This window comes from Pseudomonas sp. S2_C11, assembly GCF_054668395.1.
Genome location: NZ_CP162765.1, coordinates 2485450 through 2508286, shown reverse-complemented (window position 1 = coordinate 2508286; position 22837 = coordinate 2485450). Strand labels below are relative to the sequence as shown.

The 22837-nt window shown below is 60.4% G+C and carries 14 protein-coding genes; 8 read left to right on the top strand and 6 right to left on the bottom strand.

Going from position 1 to position 22837, the window contains the following annotated elements; genetic code table 11:
- Positions 1–18: 18 nt before the first annotated feature.
- The 4 genes from AB4N48_RS11300 to AB4N48_RS11285 all read left to right on the top strand — a co-directional run bounded on the left by AB4N48_RS11300 (position 19) and on the right by AB4N48_RS11285 (position 7857).
- Positions 19–3126, top strand: a complete 3108-nt coding sequence (locus tag AB4N48_RS11300; RefSeq protein WP_071172349.1) for an efflux RND transporter permease subunit — start codon at positions 19–21, stop codon at positions 3124–3126.
- The gene (locus tag AB4N48_RS11295) at positions 3123–4592 is read left to right on the top strand and encodes an efflux transporter outer membrane subunit (protein ID WP_460095449.1); all 1470 of its coding nucleotides are present in this window, start codon (positions 3123–3125) and stop codon (positions 4590–4592) included. The genes AB4N48_RS11300 and AB4N48_RS11295 overlap by 4 nt, the downstream gene beginning before the upstream one ends.
- Positions 4593–4893: 301 nt before the next feature.
- The gene (locus AB4N48_RS11290) at positions 4894–6975 is read left to right on the top strand and encodes a putative bifunctional diguanylate cyclase/phosphodiesterase (RefSeq protein WP_041480997.1); all 2082 of its coding nucleotides are present in this window, start codon (positions 4894–4896) and stop codon (positions 6973–6975) included.
- A 135-nt stretch (positions 6976–7110) separates the two neighbouring features.
- Positions 7111–7857, top strand: coding sequence for an SDR family oxidoreductase (locus AB4N48_RS11285; RefSeq protein WP_041480996.1), 747 nt, complete (start codon positions 7111–7113; stop codon positions 7855–7857).
- 131 nt (positions 7858–7988) lie between these two features.
- Here AB4N48_RS11285 and mapR read toward each other — a convergent pair whose 3' ends face one another.
- The 3 genes from mapR to AB4N48_RS11270 form a co-directional block, all read right to left on the bottom strand.
- Positions 7989–9398, bottom strand: coding sequence for a GntR family transcriptional regulator MpaR (mapR, locus tag AB4N48_RS11280; RefSeq protein ID WP_041480995.1), 1410 nt, complete (start codon positions 9396–9398; stop codon positions 7989–7991).
- A gap of 236 nt (positions 9399–9634) precedes the next feature.
- Entirely contained in the window at positions 9635–11065 is a 1431-nt protein-coding gene (gene ccoG / locus AB4N48_RS11275) for a cytochrome c oxidase accessory protein CcoG (RefSeq protein WP_457263244.1), read from the bottom strand.
- 195 nt (positions 11066–11260) lie between these two features.
- Positions 11261–11509 carry a DUF3203 family protein gene (locus AB4N48_RS11270; RefSeq protein WP_460095448.1) on the bottom strand — a complete coding sequence of 83 codons (249 nt, stop codon included), beginning with the start codon at positions 11507–11509 and terminating at the stop codon, positions 11261–11263.
- A gap of 121 nt (positions 11510–11630) precedes the next feature.
- On the opposite strand from AB4N48_RS11270, the gene AB4N48_RS11265 reads away from it, so the two are divergent.
- Positions 11631–12143, top strand: coding sequence for an MgtC/SapB family protein (locus AB4N48_RS11265; RefSeq protein ID WP_056785798.1), 513 nt, complete (start codon positions 11631–11633; stop codon positions 12141–12143).
- Positions 12144–12304: 161 nt separating this feature from the next.
- Here AB4N48_RS11265 and AB4N48_RS11260 read toward each other — a convergent pair whose 3' ends face one another.
- A complete protein-coding gene (locus AB4N48_RS11260; RefSeq protein ID WP_167351302.1) occupies positions 12305–12463 on the bottom strand; it encodes a hypothetical protein in 159 nt (52 codons plus the stop codon).
- Between the two features lie 217 nt (positions 12464–12680).
- Between AB4N48_RS11260 and AB4N48_RS11255 the strand changes: the two genes are divergently transcribed.
- The 3 genes from AB4N48_RS11255 to glgB all read left to right on the top strand — a co-directional run bounded on the left by AB4N48_RS11255 (position 12681) and on the right by glgB (position 20440).
- Positions 12681–14678 (top strand): alpha-1,4-glucan--maltose-1-phosphate maltosyltransferase, encoded by a 1998-nt coding sequence (locus AB4N48_RS11255; protein WP_305383056.1) that lies wholly within the window; start codon positions 12681–12683, stop codon positions 14676–14678.
- Positions 14679–14864: 186 nt separating this feature from the next.
- Entirely contained in the window at positions 14865–18206 is a 3342-nt protein-coding gene (gene treS, locus AB4N48_RS11250; protein ID WP_460095447.1) for a maltose alpha-D-glucosyltransferase, read from the top strand.
- 2 nt (positions 18207–18208) lie between these two features.
- Positions 18209–20440 carry a 1,4-alpha-glucan branching protein GlgB gene (glgB, locus tag AB4N48_RS11245; protein ID WP_056785807.1) on the top strand — a complete coding sequence of 744 codons (2232 nt, stop codon included), beginning with the start codon at positions 18209–18211 and terminating at the stop codon, positions 20438–20440.
- 116 nt (positions 20441–20556) lie between these two features.
- Here glgB and AB4N48_RS11240 read toward each other — a convergent pair whose 3' ends face one another.
- Together AB4N48_RS11240 and AB4N48_RS11235 are read right to left on the bottom strand one after the other, a co-directional pair.
- Entirely contained in the window at positions 20557–21609 is a 1053-nt protein-coding gene (locus AB4N48_RS11240; RefSeq protein WP_460095446.1) for an autotransporter outer membrane beta-barrel domain-containing protein, read from the bottom strand.
- A gap of 379 nt (positions 21610–21988) precedes the next feature.
- Positions 21989–22771 carry an endonuclease/exonuclease/phosphatase family protein gene (locus AB4N48_RS11235; protein WP_056786852.1) on the bottom strand — a complete coding sequence of 261 codons (783 nt, stop codon included), beginning with the start codon at positions 22769–22771 and terminating at the stop codon, positions 21989–21991.
- Positions 22772–22837 lie beyond the last annotated feature (66 nt).

Below are 22837 nucleotides of genomic sequence, written 5' to 3'. Positions count from 1 at the left end.
CGGGGAGAACAAGAGTCGATGAACCTATCCGGCCCTTTCATCAAACGCCCCGTGGCAACCATGCTGCTCTCCCTGGCAATCATGTTGCTCGGTGGGGTCAGCTTCGGGCTGTTGCCGGTATCGCCGTTGCCGCAGATGGATTTCCCGGTGATTGTCGTCCAGGCCAGTCTGCCGGGCGCAAGTCCCGAGGTGATGGCTTCGACGGTGGCGACGCCGCTGGAGCGGTCGTTCGGTGCGATTGCCGGTGTCAACACCATGAGCAGCCGCTCCAGTCAGGGTTCGACGCGGGTGATTCTGCAGTTTGACCTCGACCGCGACATCAACGGCGCGGCGCGGGAAGTGCAGGCGGCGATCAACGCCTCGCGCAATCTGCTGCCGAGCGGGATGCGCAGCATGCCGACGTATAAAAAGGTCAATCCGTCGCAGGCGCCGATCATGGTGCTGTCGCTGACTTCGGATGTGCTGGAAAAAGGCCAGCTCTACGACCTGGCTTCGACCATCCTCTCGCAAAGCCTGTCGCAGGTGCAGGGCGTTGGTGAAGTACAGATCGGTGGCAGTTCGCTGCCGGCGGTGCGCATCGAGCTCGAACCGCAGGCGCTGAACCAGTACGGCGTGGCCCTCGACGATGTGCGCAAGACCATTGCCGACGCTAACGTACGCCGGCCCAAGGGTTCGGTCGAGGACGGCGAGCGCTTGTGGCAAATCCAGGCCAACGACCAGTTGGAGAAAGCCAAGGATTATGAGTCGCTGATCATTCACTACGCTGACGGCGCCGCCTTGCGTCTCAAGGACGTGGCGAAAGTCAGCGATGGCGTCGAAGACCGTTACAACAGCGGTTTCTTCAACGACGACGCGGCGGTATTGCTGGTGATCAACCGTCAGGCCGGCGCCAACATCATCGAGACGGTCAACGAGATCAAAGCGCAGTTGCCCGCGCTGCAAGCGGTGCTGCCGGCCAGCGTCAAACTCAATCTGGCCATGGATCGCTCGCCAGTGATCAAGGCGACGCTGCATGAAGCCGAGATGACCTTGCTGATCGCCGTCGCCCTGGTGGTGCTGGTGGTGTACCTGTTTCTGGGTAACTTCCGCGCCTCGCTGATCCCGACCCTGGCGGTGCCGGTGTCGCTGGTCGGTACCTTTGCGGTGATGTACCTGTACGGGTTCTCGCTGAACAACCTGTCGCTGATGGCGCTGATTCTCGCCACCGGACTGGTGGTGGACGACGCCATCGTGGTGTTGGAGAACATTTCCCGGCATATCGACGAAGGCGTCAAGCCGATGCAGGCCGCGTACCTCGGCGCCAAGGAAGTCGGTTTTACCCTGCTGTCGATGAACGTTTCGCTGGTGGCGGTGTTCCTGTCGATCCTGTTCATGGGCGGGCTGGTCGAAAGCCTGTTCCGCGAGTTTTCCATCACCCTGGCGGCGGCGATCGTGGTGTCGCTGGTGGTTTCCCTGACGCTGACGCCAATGCTCTGCGCGCGCTGGCTCAAGCCGCACACGCCGGGGCAGGAAAACCGCCTGCAACGCTGGAGCCACAAGACCAACGACTGGATGGTCGGCAAATACGCCACCAGCCTCGACTGGGTATTGCGTCATCGGCGTCTGACCTTGTTCAGTCTGCTGCTCACTGTTGGCGTCAACATTGCGCTGTATGTGGTGGTGCCGAAAACCTTCCTGCCGCAGCAGGACACCGGCCAGTTGATCGGTTTCGTGCGTGGCGACGACGGTCTGTCGTTCAACGTCATGCAGCCGAAAATGGAAACCTTCCGCCGCGCCGTGCTCAAGGACGAAGCGGTGGAAAGCGTGGCCGGCTTCATTGGTGGTAACAACGGCACCAACAACGCCTTCATGATCGTGCGCCTGAAACCGATCAAGGAGCGCCAGCTGTCGGCACAGAAAGTCATCGAGCGTCTGCGCAAGGAAATGCCCAAGGTGCCCGGGGCGCAGTTGATGCTGATGGCCGACCAGGACCTGCAATTTGGCGGCGGCCGCGAGCAGACCAGTTCGCAATACACCTACATCCTGCAAAGCGGCGACCTCGCTGAATTGCGCAAGTGGTTCCCGAAAGTGGTCACCGCGTTGCGCGCTTTGCCCGAGCTGACCGCCATCGATGCCCGCGAAGGTGCCGGGGCGCAGCAGGTGACACTGATTGTCGACCGGGATCAGGCCAAGCGCCTGGGGGTCGACATGAACATGGTCACCGCCGTGCTCAACAACGCTTACAGCCAGAGGCAGATTTCGACGATCTACGACAGCCTCAATCAGTATCAGGTGGTGATGGAGGTCAATCCGAAATACGCCCAGGATCCGGTGACGCTCAAGCAGGTCGAGGTGATTACCGCTGACGGTGCGCGGGTGCCGCTGTCGACGTTCGCCCATTACGAAAACAGCCTGGAAAACGACCGGGTCAGTCATGAAGGCCAGTTCGCGTCCGAAAGCATTTCCTTTGACATGGCCGAAGGCGTGACCGTGGAGCAGGGCAGTGCCGCCATCGAACGAGCGATCGCCAAGGTCGGCTTGCCGGAAGATGTGATTGCGAAAATGGCCGGCACTGCGGACGCCTTCGCCGCGACGCAGAAGAGCCAGCCGTTCATGATCCTCGGTGCGTTGCTGGCGGTGTATCTGGTGCTCGGTGTGCTGTATGAAAGCTACATCCACCCGCTGACCATTCTCTCGACCTTGCCCTCGGCCGGGGTTGGCGCGTTGCTGTCGATCTATGCACTGGGCGGCGAGTTCAGCCTGATTTCCCTGCTGGGGATATTCCTGCTGATCGGCGTGGTGAAAAAGAACGCCATTCTGATGATCGATCTGGCGCTGCAATTGGAGCGTCATCAGGGCCTGTCGCCGCTGGAGTCGATCCGCAGCGCCTGCCTGCAACGCCTGCGTCCGATTCTGATGACCACGCTGGCGGCGATCCTCGGCGCCTTGCCGTTGCTGCTCGGCCGCGCCGAGGGTGCGGAAATGCGCCAGCCGCTGGGCCTGACCATCATTGGCGGTCTGGTGTTCAGCCAGGTTCTGACCCTCTACACCACCCCGGTGGTTTACCTCTATCTCGACAAGCTGCGCCATCGCTTCAACAAATGGCGTGGCGTGCGCACTGACGCCGCTCTGGAAACTCCGCTATGACTGACCGTTCGCTTATCCAATTGGCCACCGTTCGCGGCTCGCGCCTGTTGAGCCTGTCACTGTGCGTGGCGCTGCTCAGCGCTTGCGCGATCGGCCCGGACTACCAGCGCCCGCAAACCGCCGAAATCGCTCAGTTCAAGGAAGCCGAAGGCTGGCGTCAGGCCAACCCAAGCGACTCGCTGGCCCGTGGCGCCTGGTGGGAGTTGTACGGCGACCAACAGCTCAACGCCTTGATCGAAAAACTCAACAGCTCCAACCAGACCGTTGCCCAGTCCGAAGCGCAGTTTCGTCAAGCGCAGGCTTTGGTGCGCAGCGCGCGTGGGGCGTTTTACCCCAGCGTCGACCTGAGTCTGGGCAAGAACCGCTCCAGTCAGGGCACCGGCAGCAGCAGTTCGAGCCTGAGCAGTTCCTCAAGCGGTATTCGTGATACCTACACCGCGCAACTGGGCGTCAGTTGGGAAGCCGATGTCTGGGGCAAGCTGCGCCGTGGGCTGGAGGCGGATGAGGCCAACGCCCAGGCGAGTTTTGCCGATCTGGCAGCGATGCGTCTGAGTCAGCAATCGGAACTGGTGCAGAACTACCTGCAACTGCGCGTGATCGATCAGCAGAAGCGTTTGCTTGAGGCCACCGTTGCCGCTTATGAGCGTTCGCTGAAAATGACCCAGAACCAGTACCGCGCCGGGGTTTCCGGGCGCGATGCGGTGGCGCAGGCGCAAACCCAGTTGAAAAGCACCCAGGCCGATCTCGTCGACCTGATCTGGCAGCGCGCACAGTTCGAAAACGCTATTGCCGTACTGACCGGCGAAGCACCGGCCAACTTCAGCATTGCCGAAAGCCAGAGCATTCCGAATCTGCCGCAGGTACCGCTGAGCTTGCCTTCACAACTGCTGGAACGCCGTCCTGACATCGCTTCGGCAGAGCGCTCGGTGATCGCCGCCAACGCCAATATCGGCGTGGCGAAAGCCGCGTATTACCCGGACCTGACCCTGAGCCTGAGCGGCGGCTACAGCAGCAGTACCTCGAAAAACCTGATCAGCCTGCCGAACCGCTTCTGGTCGGTCGGCCCGCAGCTTTCTTTGCCGCTGTTCGACGGTGGCATTCGTTCGGCCGAGGTCGACCGCAGCGAGGCGGCCTATGACGAAACCGTCGCGCGCTACCGGCAGACCGTGCTCGACGGTTTCCGCGAAGTGGAAAACTACCTGGTCCAGCTCAAGGTGTATGAGGACGAAGCGGCAGTGCGCCAGGAAGCGCTGGATGCTGCCCGTGATTCTCTGCGCCTGACGGAAAACCAGTACAAGGCCGGGCTGATTGCCTATATCGACGTGGTCGTGGTGCAAGCCACGGCGCTGAGCAACGAACGCAGTGTGCTGAATATTCTGCAGAACCGACTGATCGCCAGCGTGCAACTGATCGCCGCGCTGGGCGGCGGCTGGGACGGCCAACTCGACGTCAGCGACAACCGCTGAACCTGTGGGAGCGAGCCTGCTCGCGAAAGTGGTGGGTCAGGCAGCTACGATGGTGGCTGTGCCGACGCTTTCGCGAGCAGGCTCGCTCCCACAGGGATTTGTGTCTGGCGTGAGATCGCTTTCACAAGGTGTGCTTAAAGCCCACCACAGAGCCTTGTAGGACGATCGAACAAGCGTTTCATCGGCTTGATGGCAATTTGGTTACTTTGTCAGTGCGTTCTTCCGCGCAATCAGTACAATCGCCGCATTTGCCCGACCGAGAATGGAAGCAGTACGGTTTCGGCTTGTCACGAGAACGTCCATGCTCATCGGCAGCTACTCCTTCACCCTGGTTTTCATTTCGTTGTGCGTGGCCATTCTGGCTTCCTACACGGCGCTCGATCTCACCGGGCGCATTGCCACGGCAAAAGGCCGGGCCGTGCATTTCTGGACGGCGGGCGGGGCGTTGGCGATGGGCGTTGGCGTCTGGTCGATGCATTTCATCGGCATGCTCGCCTTCAAATTGCCGATCGACCTGGGCTACGACTTCGCCCTCACTGCGCTGTCGCTGCTGATCGCGGTGCTGTCCTGCGGCTTCGCGCTGTGGCTGGTCAGCCAACCGAAACTGCCACTGGCGCAATTGGCTTTCGGTGCGCTGATCATGGGTTCGGGCATCAGCGCCATGCACTACACCGGCATGGCCGCGCTGCGCATGACACCGGGCATCGATTACGACCCGACCCTGTTCAGTGCCTCCCTGCTGATCGCCGTCGGCGCCTCGGCAGCGGCATTGTGGATTGCCTTTCGCCTGCGTCAGCAATCGCCCTATGTGCGGCTGATTCGTGCCGGCGCGGCGGTGATCATGGGGGTGGCGATTGTCGGCATGCACTACACCGGCATGGCTGCTGCGCAATTTCCTGACGGCAGTTTCTGCGGCGCGACGCTCAATGGCTTGAAAGGCAACGGCCTCGATAGCCTGGTCGTGGTCACTACGCTGGCGGTGCTGTCGATTGCCTTGTTGACCTCGATCCTCGACGCCCGCCTCGAAGCGCGCACGGCTGATCTGGCGCACTCGCTGACGGTGGCCAACCGCGAACTCACCCAACTGGCCCTGCACGACCCGCTGACCAGTCTGCCCAACCGCATGCTGCTCGACGACCGCATCAATCAGGCGATCAAAAAGGTGCAAGAGCAGGGTGGCTGCTTCGCCTTGATGTTCATCGACCTTGACGGCTTCAAACCGGTCAACGACGCATTCGGCCATCACATGGGCGACCAACTGCTGCGCGAGGTCGGCGCACGTCTGCGTGAAGACTTGCGCAGCCAGGACACTCTTGCGCGGATCGGCGGCGATGAGTTCGTTCTGCTGGTGCGTTTGAGCGAGCCCAATGACGCCTTGAGCCTGGCTGCGCGTCAGGTCAGCCTCATCGGTCGCACGTTCCGCGTCGCTGAACATGATCTGCAGATTTCCGCCAGCGTCGGCATTGCCCTCTACCCGGGCAACGGTGACAACGCTCAGGAACTGCTGATGAACGCCGACGCCGCGATGTACCACGCCAAGGGCGGCGGCAAGAACGGCTACAGCTTCTTCGATGCGTCGATGAACACCAACGCGCGCAAACAATTGCAACTGTTGCAGGACCTGCGCGCGGCCATTGAGCACAATCAGTTCTGTCTGCATTACCAGCCCAAGTTCGACGCCGCCAATGGCCGTCCGGTCGGTGCTGAAGCGCTGCTGCGTTGGAAGCATCCGCTGCATGGCATGCTGATGCCGGATAAATTCATCGATCTGGCGGAGAAAACCGGGCTGATCATTCCAATGGGCGAATGGGTGCTCAACGAAGCCTGCCGGCAGATGCGCGAATGGTACGTGCTCGGTTACACCGACTGGCGCATTGCCGTAAACCTCTCGGCCTTGCAGTTCTGCCATGCCGGGCTGGTGCAAAGCGTGGCCAAGGCGCTGGCAACCCACCACTTGCCGGCCAACAGCCTGACTCTGGAAATCACCGAAACCACGGCCATGAGCGACGCCGATGCGAGCATGACCGTGCTGCAAGAGCTGTCGGACATGGGTGTCGACCTGTCGATCGACGACTTCGGCACCGGTTATTCCAGCCTGATGTACCTCAAGCGCCTGCCGGCCAATGAGCTGAAGATCGACCGCGGTTTCGTCCGCGATCTAGAGCATGACAGCGATGATGCTGCAATCGTCTCGGCGATCGTTGCGCTGGGGCAGGCCCTGGATCTGCGGATTGTCGCCGAAGGTGTCGAGACCGGCGCGCAACAGGATTTCCTGACCAAACTGGGCTGTGATTCGCTGCAGGGCTATCTGCTCGGCCATCCGATGCCGGCGGAGCGCTTCATGCAGGACATCGTGCGTGGGCAACGGCTGGCGGTGGTCTGAGATACCGAGTCATCGTTCTTCGCGAGCAGGCTCGCTCCCACAGGGGATGGCGGCAACACCAGAACTCATGCAAAAGCCATGAATGGCAGTTATTCTTCCCCCGACTGTTACGTGTGCACGTGGGGGAAGGCCAGCATGGATAAAGTCATTGTCATCACCGGGGGCGGGCGCGGAATCGGCGCGGCTACGGCATTGCTGGCAGCCGAACAGGGCTACCGGATCTGCATCAACTATCAGTCGGATGAACAGGCCGCACACAGCGTGCTCGAGCAGGTTCGCGCCTTGGGCGCGCAGGCCATCGCGGTTCGCGCCGATGTCAGCATCGAAGACGAAGTGATCGCGATGTTTCATCGCGTCGACACCGAACTGGGCCGTGTCACCGCGCTGGTCAATAACGCCGGCACCGTCGGACAGAAATCGCGGGTCGATGAGATGTCCGAATTCCGCATCCTCAAAATCATGAAAACCAATGTGCTGGCGCCGATCCTCTGCGCCAAGCACGCGATCCTGCGCATGTCGCCCAAACATGGCGGGCAGGGCGGCAGCATCGTCAACGTCTCCTCGGTCGCGGCACGCCTCGGTTCGCCGAACGAGTACGTTGATTACGCCGCATCCAAGGGGGCGCTCGACACCTTCACTATCGGTCTGTCGAAAGAAGTCGCGGGTGAGGGCATTCGCGTCAATGCCGTGCGTCCGGGCTACATCTATACTGACTTCCATGCGCTGAGCGGCGACCCGGATCGGGTCAGCAAGCTCGAATCGGCGATTCCCATGGCCCGGGGCGGGCGGCCGGATGAAGTGGCGGAGGCGATTGTCTGGTTGCTGTCGGACAAGGCATCGTATGCGACCGGGACGTTTGTTGATTTGGGGGGTGGGCGGTAAACCGGTGGGTTTGCAGTGTTAAAACCGGCCTCTTCGCGAGCAGGCTCGCTCCCACAGTGGATTTGTGAATACAGACCCCATGTGGGAGCGAGCCTGCTCGCGAAGGGGCCAGTCCAGACAACATCTATCCCTCAGAACGACCGCACAATCCGCCCCAACGTCTCCATGGCCTTTTCCGATTCCTCGGTCCAGGGGCTGCCGTAATTCAACCGAATGCAATTCCTGAAGCGCTGGGTCGGCGAGAATATCGGCCCCGGCGCGATGCTGATGCCTTGTGCCAGTGCCATCTGAAACAGCTTCAGCGAATCCATCTGCTCCGGCAATTCCAGCCACAGAAAGTAGCCGCCCGCCGGTTGGCTGACCCGGGTCTGCGCCGGAAAGTAGCGGGCAATCGCCGCGAGCATCGCGCTCTGTTGTTCTTCCAGGGCATAACGCAGTTTACGCAGATGCCGATCGTAGCCGCCGTGTTGCAGATAATCGGCGATAGCCGCTTGCGCCGGCATCGAAGCGCACAGTGAGGTCATCAGCTTCAGCCGTTCGATTTTCTGCGCAAAACGCCCGGCCGCCACCCAGCCGATGCGATAACCGGGCGCGAGACTTTTGGCGAACGAGCCGCAATGCATGACCAATCCTTCGGTATCAAAAGCCTTGGCCGGTTTTGGCGCCTGTTGCCCGTAATAAAGCTCGGCGTAGACGTCGTCTTCGATCAACGGCACCTGATGCTGACGCAGCAGTTCGACGAGTTCCTGTTTCTTCGCCTCGGGCACAGTCGCGCCCATCGGATTCTGGAAACTGGTCATGCACCAGCAGGCCTTGATCGGGTGACGTTCGAGGGTTTGCGCGAGCACACCGAGATCGATGCCGTCACGCGGATGCACGGGTATTTCCACGGCTTTTAGCTTCAAGCGTTCGAGCACCTGCAGGCTGGCGTAGAACGCCGGGGCCTCGATGGCCACCAGATCACCGGGCTCGGTCACCGCTTGCAGGCACAGGTTCAGCGCTTCGAGGGCACCGTTGGTGATGAGCAATTCTTCCATCGGCAACATCAGCCCGCCGACCATGTAGCGCAGGGCAATCTGCCGGCGCAGTTGCGGATTGCCCGGCGACATATCGGTGACGACCATGCGCGGATCCATCTCCCGCGCGGCGCTGGCCAGGGAGCGCGACAGGCGTTGCAGCGGGAACAGTGTCGGGCTGGGGAAGGCCGAGCCGAAGGGCACGGTGTTGGGGTCTTTGATCGAATCGAGTACCGAGAACACCAGTTCGCTGACGTCAACCTCGGTGGATTCATTGACCTGGCTGCTGATTACCGGCTCGGAGAATGTGCTCGGCGTATGGGCGTTGACGAAGTAACCGGAGCGCGGCCGGGCGCGGATCAGGCCACGGCGTTCGAGCAGGTAATAGGCCTGGAACACCGTGGACGGGCTGACGCCGTAGGTCTGGCTGGCGTAGCGCACCGACGGCACCCGCTGGCCGGGGCCGAGGACGCCGGAGCGGATCAGTTCAGCGATGTCGTCGGCGAATTTTTCGTAGCGTTTCATCGGTGGGCCTTGGTGGACTTGATTTTGTGGGGTGTCAGGGAAGGAGCCCTCACCCTAGCCCTCTCCCAGAGGGAGAGGGCTGATTGGGGGATGCTGATGAAATATGCCGGCCTGACAGTGCTTTGCCGAATCCATAATCGACTCGGTCTTTCAGGTCGATGCATAGCGACAGACACCTCGGTCGGCTCACTCTCCCTCCGGGAGAGGGCTGGGGTGAGGGCAGCAATGCCAAATTCTCAACGATTTATCGGCGCCACAAACCGGCTCTTCGCCACGCTGTATACCTGCGGCTCGTCACTGTCTTCAATCCTGAAACTCAATGTCTGCGAACTGCTCGCCGGGCGCTCGGTGGTCATCGCCACCGACACCGGCACATCGACAATCTCTCCCGGCGCCAGGCTCAGGGCCGTTTTGCCCTGCAACTCAAACCCGTCGCCATCAACCAGACTCAACCGGTATTCCTGTCGCTGCTGAGTCTTGTTGATCACTTTCAGCGAATAAATATTCTCGATCTGCCCCTGAGCGTTCTCGCGGAACAACCCGCGATCCTTGGTCACGTCCAGCGACACCATCGGCCGCTCGATCAATGCCAGCGCCAACGCTCCGATCATCACCAACAACACCGCCGTATAGCCAATCAAACGCGGACGCAGCAGATGGGTTTTGCCGCCCTGCAATTCGCGCTCGGAACTGTAGCGGATCAGGCCGCGCGGGTAATGCATTTTGTCCATGATCGAATCGCAGGCGTCGATGCACGCTGCGCAGCCGATGCATTCCATTTGCAAGCCATCGCGGATGTCGATGCCGGTCGGGCAGACCTGCACGCACAACTGGCAGTCGATGCAATCACCCAGGCCGGCTTCGACCGGGCGCACATCACGCTTGCGCGGACCACGGTTTTCGCCACGGGCGGCGTCGTAGGCAATGGTCAGCGTGTCCTTGTCGAACATCACACTCTGGAACCGCGCATACGGGCACATGTGCATGCACACGGCTTCACGCAGCCAACCGGCGTTGATGTAGGTGGCGGCGGCGAAGAACAGCACCCAGAACAGACTGACGCCACCGATCTGCAGGGTCAGCAAATCTTCAGCCAGCGGCCGGATCGGGGTGAAGTAGCCGACGAAGGTCAGGCCGGTCATCACGCTGATCGCCAGCCACAACGTGTGCTTGGCGGCGCGCCGCGCCAGTTTGTTCAGGCTCCACGGCGCCGCTTGCAGTTTGATCCGTTGGTTGCGCTCGCCTTCGGTGATCTTCTCGCACCACATGAAGATCCACGTCCACGAACTCTGCGGGCAGGTGTAACCGCACCAGACGCGACCGGCGAACACGGTAATTGCGAAGAGTCCGAACGCAGCGATGATCAACAATGCTGAGAGCAGAATGAAATCCTGCGGCCAGAACGTCGCGCCGAAGATGTGGAATTTGCTCTCCGCCAGATCCCACAGCACCGCCTGCCGACCGCCCCAGTTCAGCCACACGGTGCCGAAGAACAGCAGGAACAGAAACCCGGCACCGCTTAAACGCAGATTGCGGAACAGGCCGGTGAAACTGCGGGTGTGGATTTGCTTGTCGGTGGATCCGGCAGTCGCCTTCAGTGGGCGTGCGGGTACGCTTCTTATCGTCGGCGCTGCTTCTACGGTTCGGACGGGGATTTGCTCGCTCATGTTCGTTCGCTCATCAGCCTCCATCAGGCCGATGCACTATGAGCGCCGATCTGTTTGCAGAACAGACTCAGGTTTGGCAATAAAAAGCGGATCAGATGGGGTTTGGCGCAATCCCTGCGACAACTTGAAGCATCAGGGTGGGCGCGGCGCAAACGCCTATTGCAGGCGCCTGCGCCGGGTGTTGATCGAGATCAATCAAACCACCGAATCACTGTCATCGGTCTTCAGATGTTTGCGCCCGTCCTTGGCCCCGGCGACGGTCAAGACATCGGCTTCTGCTTCGGTGATGTAGGCGCGTTTGCCTTCGATTTCCACGAACGACATGGCTTTTTCGCTATCGGTCTCGACTGTCAACGTGTCGCAGATACGGATTTGCTCACCATGCTCGACGGTGAAAAAACACACTTTCTGCTCAGGGTTGGATTCATCGATTCGAACGGTCATGGCGGCAGTCCTTTCAAGTGAGGTCTGCACGTTAGGAAACGCAGCGCGCAGTTCGTTCTGCGCAACCGATTAATGGTCGCTGTTGTCCATCGCTTATCAAGCCAATAACAAGGGAAGCACGATGGAAGACTGGTGGGATGAAGTGTGGGCCACGATGCAAGCCGAATTTGCCGATATCGGCGACGCCTCGCAAATGACCCGGATCACCGTACGCCTGCTGATGGCGGCGATTCTCGGCGGGATACTCGGATTTGAGCGCGAGCATAAAGGCAAGGCAGCGGGCGTGCGCACGCACATGCTGGTGGCGTTGGGCGCTGCGCTATTCGTGTTGGTGCCGCAGACCTCGGGCGCAGAATCCGATGCCATGAGTCGGGTCTTGCAGGGTGTGATTGCCGGGATCGGCTTTCTCGGCGCCGGCACCATTCTGAAAAATCAGCAGGGCGACGAGGCCCATGTCAAAGGCCTGACCACGGCGGCGGGCTTATGGATGACGGCGGCGATCGGCGTGGCGGCGGGGCTGGGCAAGGAAGCGACGGCATTGCTCAGTACCATTCTGGCACTGGCGATCTTCAGCGTGATGCCTTACGTGGTGAGAGTGTTCGAAAAGGATGTCGACAAGAACGACCACCTTTGACTTCCCGCCGGCTGATGATCGTTGCCTGATCGTTGCCTGATCGTTCCCGCGCTCCGCGTGGGAATGCAGCCCGGGACGCTCCGCGTCCCTTCTGGAGCCGAACGCGGAGCGTCCGTTGAGGCATCCCCACGCGGAGCGTGGGAACGATCAGGGGGGCAGGGTCAGACGATCACCGGCGGCATCGTATTCGGTGGCTCTTCTTTCGGCGGTGGCGTGGTGCCGGGTGGCTCTTGCTCGGGCACCGGTGGCGGCTCGGTATCCGGCAGGGTGGGTTTGTCGATGTTCGGATCAGGCGTTTCCGCCGGGATCGGGATGTTCATCTGATGACCTCCGTATGGCACATGGCGTGGGACGTGCTTAAGTGAGTTGACCCGGCCACGGCAAATTCGATCCGCCGGTTTGTCTTGTTAATTTCATCTGAACTTTTCCCCGCGCCGGTTGCTCGGAACCTAAGTGAGTTCATGACAGGGCCGGCGCTTTGTCGCGAATACTGTTCCGGCACAAGAGCGTCCTTGGGGCGTTAAGGAGAGATGCTCAATGACTGCTGAAAGACCTTCAGAGCTGAGTTACAACCCGCACATGCCATTGTCGCAGGCGTTGCTGCTGCCTCGAATCGTCATCGAAAACACCATGCCGACCCTCGACGGCGGCCAGTTTGCCGTCAAGTCGATTGCCGGGCGCGAAGTGGTGGTGACCAGCAAAGTGTTTGCCGACGGCCATGACAAGCTCGCCGTACGCATCCGCTGGCGCGAAGAAGGCCAGGAAACCTGGCAGACCGAGGTCATGTCCGATCAGGGCAACAACACCTGGCAAGGCCAGTTCCGCCCCGAAGAGCAGGGCCGCTATCTGTATTGCATCGAAGCGTGGATCGACCATTTCGCCAGCTTCCAGTACGAACTGGAAAAGAAGCACAACGCTGCTGTGCCGGTTTCCCTGGAGCTGCAGGAAGGCCGAACCATGGTGCAACAAGCCGCAGAACGCAGCGAAGGTCAGCTCAGCGAGCAGCTTGCCGCGCTGCACCATGAATTGTCCGGCCTGCTCGAAACCGAGCAGGTTGCGCTGTTTCTGCACTCGCGCAGTGCAGAGCTGATGGCTCAGGCCGATCACCGCGCCTACCTCAGCATCAGCGCCGAATTCCCCATGGACGTCGAGCGCGAACTCGCCGAGTTCGCCAGTTGGTATGAGCTGTTTCCGCGCTCGATCACCGACGATCCTCAGCGTCACGGCACTTTCAACGACGTGCACTCGCGTCTGCCGATGATTCAGGACATGGGCTTCGACGTGTTGTACTTCACGCCGATTCACCCGATCGGCCGCGCCCACCGCAAGGGCCGCAACAATTCCCTGACTGCTGGCCCGGATGATCCCGGCAGCCCGTATGCGATTGGTAGCGAAGAGGGCGGCCACGAGGCGATTCACTCGCAGCTCGGCACCCGTGAAGATTTCCGCCGGCTGGTGGCTGCCGCCGCCGATCACGGTCTGGAAATCGCTCTCGACTTCGCCATCCAGTGCTCCCAGGACCACCCGTGGCTCAAAGAGCATCCGGGCTGGTTCAACTGGCGCCCGGACGGCACGATCAAATACGCCGAAAACCCGCCGAAGAAATACCAGGACATCGTCAACGTCGACTTCTATGCGCCGGATGCAATTCCGAGTCTATGGGTCGAGTTGCGCGACATCGTTGTCGGCTGGGTCAAGGAAGGTGTGAAGATCTTCCGCGTCGACAACCCGCACACCAAACCGCTGCCGTTCTGGCAATGGTTGATCGCCGATGTGCGCACGCTGTATCCGGAAGTGATTTTCCTCGCCGAGGCCTTCACCACGCCGGCGATGATGGCGCGTCTGGGCAAGGTCGGTTATTCGCAGAGCTACACCTATTTCACCTGGCGCAATACCAAGGCCGAGCTGGCGGAATATTTCACCGAACTCAATCAGTCGCCGTGGCGCGAATGCTACCGGCCGAATTTCTTCGTCAATACCCCGGACATCAACCCGGCGTTTTTGCATGAGTCGGGGCGTCCCGGTTTCCTCATCCGCGCTGCCTTGGCAACGATGGGCTCGGGCCTGTGGGGTATGTATTCCGGCTTCGAGTTATGCGAATCGGCACCGGTGCCGGGCAAAGAGGAATACCTGGATTCGGAGAAATACGAAATCCGCGTCCGCGACTTCACCGCGCCGGGCAACATCATTGCCGAGATCGCTCAGCTCAACCGCATCCGCCGGCAGAACCCGGCGCTGCACACCCATTTGGGCCTGAAGATCTACAACGCCTGGAACGACAACATTCTGTACTTCGGCAAGCGCAGCGCCGATGGCAGCAATTTCATTCTGGTCGCGGTCAGCCTCGATCCGCATAACGTGCAGGAAGCGAATTTCGAACTGCCGCTGTGGGAAATGGGCCTGCCGGACGATGCCACCACCCATGGCGAAGATTTGATGAACGGCCATCGCTGGGACTGGCACGGCAAGTATCAGTTCATGCGCATCGATCCGGCGTATCAGCCGTTCGGGATTTGGCGGATTACCGCTTCGTAACATTTGCACCGCCTCCGTGGCGAGGGGATTTATCCCCGTTGGGGCGCGCAGCGGCCCCTGTTTTCAAGCTGCACCGCGTTAACAATTTGCGACTGCTGCGCAGCCGAACGGGGATAAATCCCCTCGCCACAGGGGCTCACCAATGCTAGCTCCTCGGTGTATCAGAGAATTTTTCAGGAGTTCCACATGGCGAAGAAACCCAAGGCAGCCGCCTTCATCAAAGACCCGCTCTGGTACAAGGATGCGGTGATTTATCAGGTTCACGTCAAATCGTTTTTCGACTCCAACAATGACGGGATCGGCGACTTTCCCGGGCTTATCGCCAAACTCGATTACATTGCCGACCTCGGCGTCAACACCATCTGGCTATTGCCGTTCTATCCCTCGCCACGCCGCGACGACGGTTACGACATCGCCGAATACCGTGGCGTGCACAGCGACTACGGGACCATGGCCGACGCCAAGCGCTTCATTGCCGAAGCGCACAAGCGCGGGCTGCGGGTGATCACCGAGCTGGTCATCAACCACACCTCCGACCAGCACCCGTGGTTCCAGCGTGCGCGTAAAGCCAAGCCGGGTTCAGCGGCGCGGGATTTCTACGTGTGGTCCGATGACGATCAGAAATACGACGGCACGCGAATCATCTTTCTCGACACCGAAAAGTCCAACTGGACCTGGGATCCGGTTGCTGGCCAATACTTCTGGCACCGCTTCTACTCGCACCAGCCGGATCTGAACTTCGACAACCCGCAAGTGATGAAAGCCGTGTTGTCGGTGATGCGTTACTGGCTCGACATGGGCATCGACGGCCTGCGCCTCGACGCGATTCCGTACCTGATCGAGCGCGACGGCACCAACAACGAAAACCTGCCCGAGACCCACGACGTCCTCAAGCAGATCCGTGCCGAGATCGACGCCAACTATCCCGATCGCATGCTGCTGGCCGAGGCCAATCAGTGGCCGGAAGACACCCAGCTGTATTTCGGTGACACCGACGCTGCTGGCGTCAATGGTGACGAATGCCACATGGCCTTCCACTTCCCGCTGATGCCGCGCATGTACATGGCGCTGGCGCAGGAAGATCGCTTCCCGATCACCGACATTCTCCGGCAGACCCCGGAAATTCCGGCGAATTGCCAGTGGGCGATTTTCCTGCGCAACCACGATGAGCTGACCCTGGAAATGGTCACCGACCGCGAGCGCGATTACCTGTGGAACTACTACGCGGCTGACCGTCGCGCGCGGATCAACCTCGGTATTCGCCGTCGTCTCGCACCGTTGATGGAACGCGACCGTCGCCGCATCGAACTGCTCAACAGCCTGCTGCTGTCGATGCCCGGCACGCCGACGCTGTACTACGGCGACGAAATCGGTATGGGCGACAACATCTACCTCGGCGATCGCGATGGCGTGCGTACACCGATGCAGTGGTCGATCGACCGCAACGGCGGTTTCTCCCGCGCCGATCCGGCCAGTCTGGTACTGCCGCCGATCATGGACCCGCAGTATGGCTATCAGTCGGTCAACGTCGAAACCCAGTCCGGCGATCCGCACTCACTGTTGAACTGGACGCGGCGCCTGCTCGCAGTGCGCAAGCAATCGAAGGCGTTCGGCCGTGGCACCTTGAAAATGCTCTCGCCGAGCAACCGTCGCGTGCTGGCTTACACCCGCGAATACACTGATGCCGACGGCAAGCACGAAATCATTCTGTGCGTGGCCAACGTCTCGCGCAGTGCGCAAGCGGTCGAGCTAGACCTGTCGGCGTATGTCGGCATGGTGCCGGTGGAAATGCTCGGTGGTAACGCGTTCCCGCCGATCGGTCAGTTGAATTTCCTCCTGACCCTGGCGCCGTACGGTTTCTATTGGTTTGCACTGGCGGCAGAAAACCAGATGCCGAGCTGGCACGTCGAACCGGCGCAGAGCCTGCCGGATTTCACCACGCTGGTGCTGAAAAAACGCATGGAAGAACTGCTCGAAGTGCCATCGCGGACGACGCTGGAGCAAAGCATCCTGCCGAGCTGGCTGCAGAACCGTCGCTGGTTTGCCGGCAAGGATGCGGCGATCGAGAAGGTCAATCTGGCTTACGGCGTGCGTTTCGGTGATGCCCAGCATCCGGTGCTGCTCAGCGAAATCGAAGTCACCAGCGGTGGCCAGACCAATCGTTATCAACTGCCGTTCGGCTTCATTGGCGAAGACCATGTCGGCCCGCCATTGCCGCAGCAATTGGCGCTTTCGCGTGTACGCCGTGTGCGTCAGGTTGGCCTGATCACCGATGCGTTCACCTTGGAAACCTTCGTCCGCGCCGTGCTGCAAGGCATGCAGAACAACACCGTACTGGAGTCGATCGAAGGCGAAATCCGCTTCGAACAGACAGATCATCTGGAAAAACTCGGCCTCGGCGCCGAGTCGGATGTGCGCTACCTGTCGGCCGAGCAATCGAACAGTTCAGTGGTAATCGGCAACAGTCTGGTGCTTAAGCTGATACGCAAAGTCGCTTCTGGCGTACACCCGGAACTGGAGATGAGCGCTTACCTGACCGAGGCCGGGTTTGCCAATATCTCTCCGCTGCTCGGTTCGGTGATTCGCCGCGACGCGCAAGGCGAAGACAACTTGCTGATGATCGCCCAAGGCTATCTGAGCAATCAGGGTGACGCATGGGAATGGACGCAGAACAACCTGGAACGGGCGCTGCGCGATGAACTGGCCGACGCCATGTCCGAGCAGGAGCAGCATTACAACGCCCTCGGCGAGTTGAAGGACTTCGCCGGCATGCTTGGTCAGCGTCTGGGCGAGATGCATCAGGTGCTCGCTGCGCCAACCGACAATGCCGACTTCGCGCCGCAAGTGTCGTCGAGCAAGGACATGGCCACGACAGGCAAGGATGTCACCGCCCAGGTCGAACACGCCCTGAAACTGCTCAAACAGCATCAAGGCGAGTTGAATGCGTCGGATCAGAAACTGGTCAAGCGTCTGCTCGACGAGAAGAAAACCATTCTTGCCCATGTGCAGGATCTGGCGAAGAAAGCCACCGGCGGCTTGCGCATTCGGGTGCATGGCGACTTGCATTTGGGCCAGGTGCTGGTGATCAAGGGCGACGCCTACCTGATCGACTTCGAGGGCGAACCGGCGCGGCCATTGAGCGAGCGTCGCGGTAAACACAGCCCGTACAAGGACGTCAGCGGCGTACTGCGTTCGTTCGATTACGCAGCGGCGATGACCATCAATGTGCATAACGTTGATAACAGCGTCGAAGCCGAAGCGGCGCGTAAACGTGTCGCCGAGCGTTATCTGCGCGAAGCACGCGAGGCATTTGTTCAGGCATACCGCGAGGCAGCAGCTAGTCTTGAGCATGCCTGGCAGGATCCTCAGGGTGCCGACGCCGCGCTGGCGTTGTTCGGCCTGGAAAAAGCCGCTTATGAAGTGGCCTACGAGGCGGAAAACCGCCCAACGTGGCTGCCCGTGCCATTGCACGGCTTGTATGGATTATTGACAGGGCTTAAACCCTTTTCCGATCTTGGTGGAGAGTAGTCATGAGTTTCTCGAACAAGGAACAGGGTGTGGTAAAGGAAGCATTGTTACCCTCGGCACGCGACATTGATGCCTTGGTACGCGCCGAGCATCAGGACCCGTTTTCCATTCTCGGCCCGCACGGCGATGGCGCTGGTGGGCAGTTCATCCGCGCTTATCTGCCCGGTGCGCTGAGTGTGGCGGTGCTGGACAAGGACAGCGGCGAAGAGCTTGGCCCGCTGGAGATGACCGAGACGCCGGGGCTGTTTGTCGGCCATTTCGATCAGGCGCGACCGTACCTGTTGCGCACACGCTGGGCCGGTGGCGAGCAGGTTGCAGAAGACCCGTACAGCTTCGGCCAGTTGCTCGGCGAGATGGATTTGTACCTGTTCGCCGAGGGTAACCACCGCGACCTCAGCGCCTGCCTCGGTGCGCAGCTGAAGACCGTTGATGGCGTGGACGGTGTGCGCTTTGCCGTGTGGGCACCGAATGCCCGCCGTGTATCGGTGGTCGGCGATTTCAACGTCTGGGACGGGCGTCGCCATCCCATGCGGCTGCGTCATCCGTCCGGTGTATGGGAACTGTTCATCCCGCGCCTGCAAGCGGGGGAGTTGTACAAGTACGAGATTCTTGGTGCCCACGGCATTTTGCCGCTCAAGGCCGACCCGATGGCACTGGCCACCAGCCTGCCGCCGGACACCGCTTCGAAAGTTGCCTCGCCCCTGCAGATCGACTGGCAGGATCACGACTGGATGAATTCCCGTCAGGATCGCCAGCAGCGCTCCAAACCTCTGTCGATCTACGAGTTGCACGCCGGTTCCTGGCAGTGCGAGCTGGATGATCTCGGCGAGGTCGCGCGCCAGTACACCTGGCCGGAGCTGGCCGAGCGGCTGATTCCTTATGTCAAAGAGCTGGGATTCACCCACATCGAACTGATGCCGATCATGGAGCACCCCTTCGGCGGTTCCTGGGGCTATCAGTTGCTTTCGCAATTCGCGCCGAGTGCGCGTTATGGCACGCCGGATCAGTTCGCCGAGTTCGTCAACGCCTGTCACCAGGCCGACATCGGGGTGATTCTTGATTGGGTGCCGGCGCATTTCCCCACCGATACCCACGGTCTGGCGCAGTTCGACGGCACCGCGCTGTACGAGTACGGCAACCCGCTGGAAGGCTTCCATCAGGATTGGGACACGCTGATCTACAACCTTGGTCGCACCGAAGTGCACGGTTACATGCTGGCCTCGGCGCTGCACTGGCTGAAACACTTCCATATCGACGGCCTGCGTGTCGATGCGGTGGCTTCGATGCTGTACCGCGACTATTCGCGCAAGGCTGGCGAATGGGTGCCGAATCGCCACGGCGGTCGGGAGAACCTGGAGGCCATCGACTTCCTGCGGCATTTGAACGACGTGGTTGAGCTGGAAGCGCCGGGTGCGCTGGTGATTGCCGAAGAGTCCACCGCCTGGCCCGGCGTCAGTCAGAGCACCCAGCAGGGCGGTCTCGGGTTTGCCTACAAATGGAACATGGGCTGGATGCACGATTCGCTGCACTACATCCAGCAAGATCCGGTGTACCGCGCACATCACCACAACGAGTTGAGCTTTGGTCTGGTCTACGCTTGGTCGGAACGCTTCATCCTGCCGATTTCCCACGACGAAGTGGTGCACGGCAAGCACTCGTTGATCGACAAGATGCCCGGCGATCGCTGGCAGAAGTTTGCCAATCTGCGCGCCTATCTGAGCTTCATGTGGACTCATCCGGGCAAAAAGCTTTTGTTCATGGGCTGCGAGTTCGGCCAATGGCGCGAGTGGAACCACGATCAGCAGCTGGACTGGTACCTGCTGCAGTATTCCGAGCACAAGGGCGTGCAGAAACTGGTTGGCGATCTCAACCGGCTGTATCGCGAAGAGCCGGCGCTGCACGACCAGGACGATGCGCCGCAGGGCTTCCAGTGGTTGATTGGCGACGATGCGATCAACAGCGTTTACGCGTGGTTGCGCTGGAGCAAGGATGGCTCGCCAGTGCTGGTGGTTGCCAACTTCACCCCGGTACCGCGCCAGGCGTATCGGGTCGGCGTGCCGTTTGCCGGGCGCTGGACCGAGCTGTTCAACAGTGACGCCGACATTTATGCCGGCTCCAACTATGGCAATGGCGGCGGAGCGTTGACCGAAGAAGTGCCAAGCCATGGTCAATCGTTGTCGCTGGAACTGAATCTTCCGCCGTTGGCAGTGTTGATTCTCAAGCCGCACGGCTAGCACCTGTGGGAGCGAGCCTGCTCGCGAAGGCGCCATGTCAGTCAACGATGATGTTGAAGGTGGCACCGCTTTCGCGAGCAGGCTCGCTCCCACAAGGTTCTTCAGCGTTCAGCAGATCACCAACGCATCCGCACTCCAAGGCTGCCGATAATGCCGTTCAGGTCATTGTCATCCACATCGCTGCTGTAATCGGCGCTCATGTACAGGCTTACCGCCGGTGTGACCCGCGCCACCAGTCCCAAGCCCAATTCCACTGTTGAAGACTTGCGGCTGCTGCTGATCTTGTCGACCTGATCGAGGGTCACCGTGCTGCCGGTGTACACCGTGTGCCAAAGGTTGGTGCGCACGTAGGGTTCAACAGGCAACCCGTTCAAGTCATAACTGCCTTTCAATCGCGCACCGACACGGCCACTCCACGCGGTCAGGTCGGTCGACGAGGCGTTGCCCGAGCCTGCATAAGGCGCGTCGAGGCTGATGCGCTGGTTGATCAGTTGCGCCTGTGGTTCGACCACCCAGTTGTCACTCAAGCCGATCGGATAACCGCCTTCAACGGAAAAGGTCATCGCGTTGCCTTCGGTGGCTTGCCGATTGCCTTGCGGGGTCCGACTGAAACCGCTGACCCGACCGCCGCTGGCCGACAGGTCGACGTGCCAGCCCTGCGCGCCGACCAGGCTATAATAGGCGCCAAGGCTCTGGCCTTGCAGGTTGAGGCTGTCAGTGTTGCGGTCGGCGAGGGCACGTCGGGTCAGCGCACCAGCGGAATTCAGCTGGACCTGATTGTCGCCACCTATGAGGCCAAGGGTCTGGGTAGTCCCGTTAGCGCTTTTCAACGTGACCACGGCCGGACCTTTGAACTCGCCACCGGCCATCGCATAACCGGAAGACAGTGCGTCGGTCTGTGCTTGCCGAGCGCTTTTGCCGTACAGCTCGTCCCATGCGGAGGGTGCAAGATCTTCGGTGATCAGGCGCGAACTCTGCTGACTCAATGGCAGCGGTCCGGGCGTTATCACGGTCACTGGCAAGGTCATCACAGGGACATCGGCGCGATACCACGCGCGTTCATCCGCCGAAAATTCCGCATGCGCCTCCATGGACGAGCACAGCAACAGCGAACCTGACACTGTGCAAAAAGTGATTTTCAATTCATGTGGGGTCAGTGAAGTTTTCATGGAGGTCTACCTTGCAAGCGCATGCGTCATCTCGAGTTTGGCGTCTCTCCTACCCCGAACGAGGGGCGACCGAATAGAGCGGGGCGAACCGCGGCTGCTCGATTTCGCGAGTGCCGGAAGGTCAGCCCCAGTAGTGATTCCGGGGGTAGTAAGGTAGAGATAAGAAGAGCGATGCTCGCGCGTCAAGAAAATGCACGATGAATGGCGCGCTTAAATCAGCAACTGCAAGCGTTTGTTTTTCTGCACATAACTAAGTGCTTGTTTGCATGGAAAAACGCTTGCGAAGGATGCGTCTGACGGTTTTTTGCCGCCGACGAAAGGTCCTTCCGAGCGGTTATTGCCGGAACGACCTGTCATTGGATGGCTGTCAAAAATGCAGCTAGAGGTGCACTTCAACCGCCAAGGGAAGATGATCCGACAAATGCGTCCATGGCTTGTTGCCGAGAATCCTTGGATCGTGGCTACTGGCATTGCGCAGGTAAATCCGGTCCAGGCGCAACAGCGGGAAACGCGCCGGATAGGTTTTCGCCGGGCGCCCATGATGACGTTCAAAAGCTTCGTGCAAATAGTCGCGACGGGCGAGGGCGGCGTTGCCCTGCAACTGCCAGTCATTGAAATCACCGGCAATGATCACCGGCGCATCGTCGGGCAGTGATTCAAGCAACTGGCAAAGCAGCTGCAACTGCAATTGCCGATGGCTCTCCAGCAGACTCAAATGCACACAGATCGCGTGCACCTCGGCATGCCCGGGCACATCCAGGATGCAGTGCAACAGCCCGCGCCGTTCAGGCCCGGTGATCGACACGTCGAGGTTGCGGTATTCGCGGATCGGGTATTTCGACAGCAGCGCGTTGCCGTGGTGGCCGTCGGGGTAAACGGCGTTGCGGCCATAGGCAAAATCGCTCCACATACTGTCGGCGAGGAATTCGTATTGCGAGGTCTGCGGCCAGTCGTTGTAGCGACTCGAATGGCGTTCGTGTTCACCCACCACTTCCTGCAGAAACACCAGATCGGCCGAGGTACTGCGCATCGCTTCGCGCAGCTCCGGGAGAACGAACCGCCGATTCAGCGCGGTGAAGCCCTTGTGGGTGTTGACCGTGAGTACCCGCAGGCGATGAATGACTGGCGCGTCGACCACTTGACGCTTGGGATCGCTGGACACGTTCACTCCTCTGATTTGGGCCATGCCTGTTCATGCGACTGGTTTGAGGGGGTGGCAGTTCCTTCC

What these genes read in the sequence shown, in the direction of transcription:
- AB4N48_RS11300 (WP_071172349.1), top strand. Translation starts at nt 19, where the DNA reads ATGAACCTATCCGGCCCTTTCATCAAACGCCCCGTGGCAACCATGCTG.
- AB4N48_RS11295 (WP_460095449.1), top strand. Translation starts at nt 3,123, where the DNA reads ATGACTGACCGTTCGCTTATCCAATTGGCCACCGTTCGCGGCTCGCGC.
- AB4N48_RS11290 (WP_041480997.1), top strand. Translation starts at nt 4,894, where the DNA reads ATGCTCATCGGCAGCTACTCCTTCACCCTGGTTTTCATTTCGTTGTGC.
- AB4N48_RS11285 (WP_041480996.1), top strand. Translation starts at nt 7,111, where the DNA reads ATGGATAAAGTCATTGTCATCACCGGGGGCGGGCGCGGAATCGGCGCG.
- mapR (WP_041480995.1), bottom strand. Translation starts at nt 9,398, where the DNA reads ATGAAACGCTACGAAAAATTCGCCGACGACATCGCTGAACTGATCCGC.
- ccoG (WP_457263244.1), bottom strand. Translation starts at nt 11,065, where the DNA reads ATGAGCGAGCAAATCCCCGTCCGAACCGTAGAAGCAGCGCCGACGATA.
- AB4N48_RS11270 (WP_460095448.1), bottom strand. Translation starts at nt 11,509, where the DNA reads ATGACCGTTCGAATCGATGAATCCAACCCTGAGCAGAAAGTGTGTTTT.
- AB4N48_RS11265 (WP_056785798.1), top strand. Translation starts at nt 11,631, where the DNA reads ATGGAAGACTGGTGGGATGAAGTGTGGGCCACGATGCAAGCCGAATTT.
- AB4N48_RS11260 (WP_167351302.1), bottom strand. Translation starts at nt 12,463, where the DNA reads ATGAACATCCCGATCCCGGCGGAAACGCCTGATCCGAACATCGACAAA.
- AB4N48_RS11255 (WP_305383056.1), top strand. Translation starts at nt 12,681, where the DNA reads ATGACTGCTGAAAGACCTTCAGAGCTGAGTTACAACCCGCACATGCCA.
- treS (WP_460095447.1), top strand. Translation starts at nt 14,865, where the DNA reads ATGGCGAAGAAACCCAAGGCAGCCGCCTTCATCAAAGACCCGCTCTGG.
- glgB (WP_056785807.1), top strand. Translation starts at nt 18,209, where the DNA reads ATGAGTTTCTCGAACAAGGAACAGGGTGTGGTAAAGGAAGCATTGTTA.
- AB4N48_RS11240 (WP_460095446.1), bottom strand. Translation starts at nt 21,609, where the DNA reads ATGAAAACTTCACTGACCCCACATGAATTGAAAATCACTTTTTGCACA.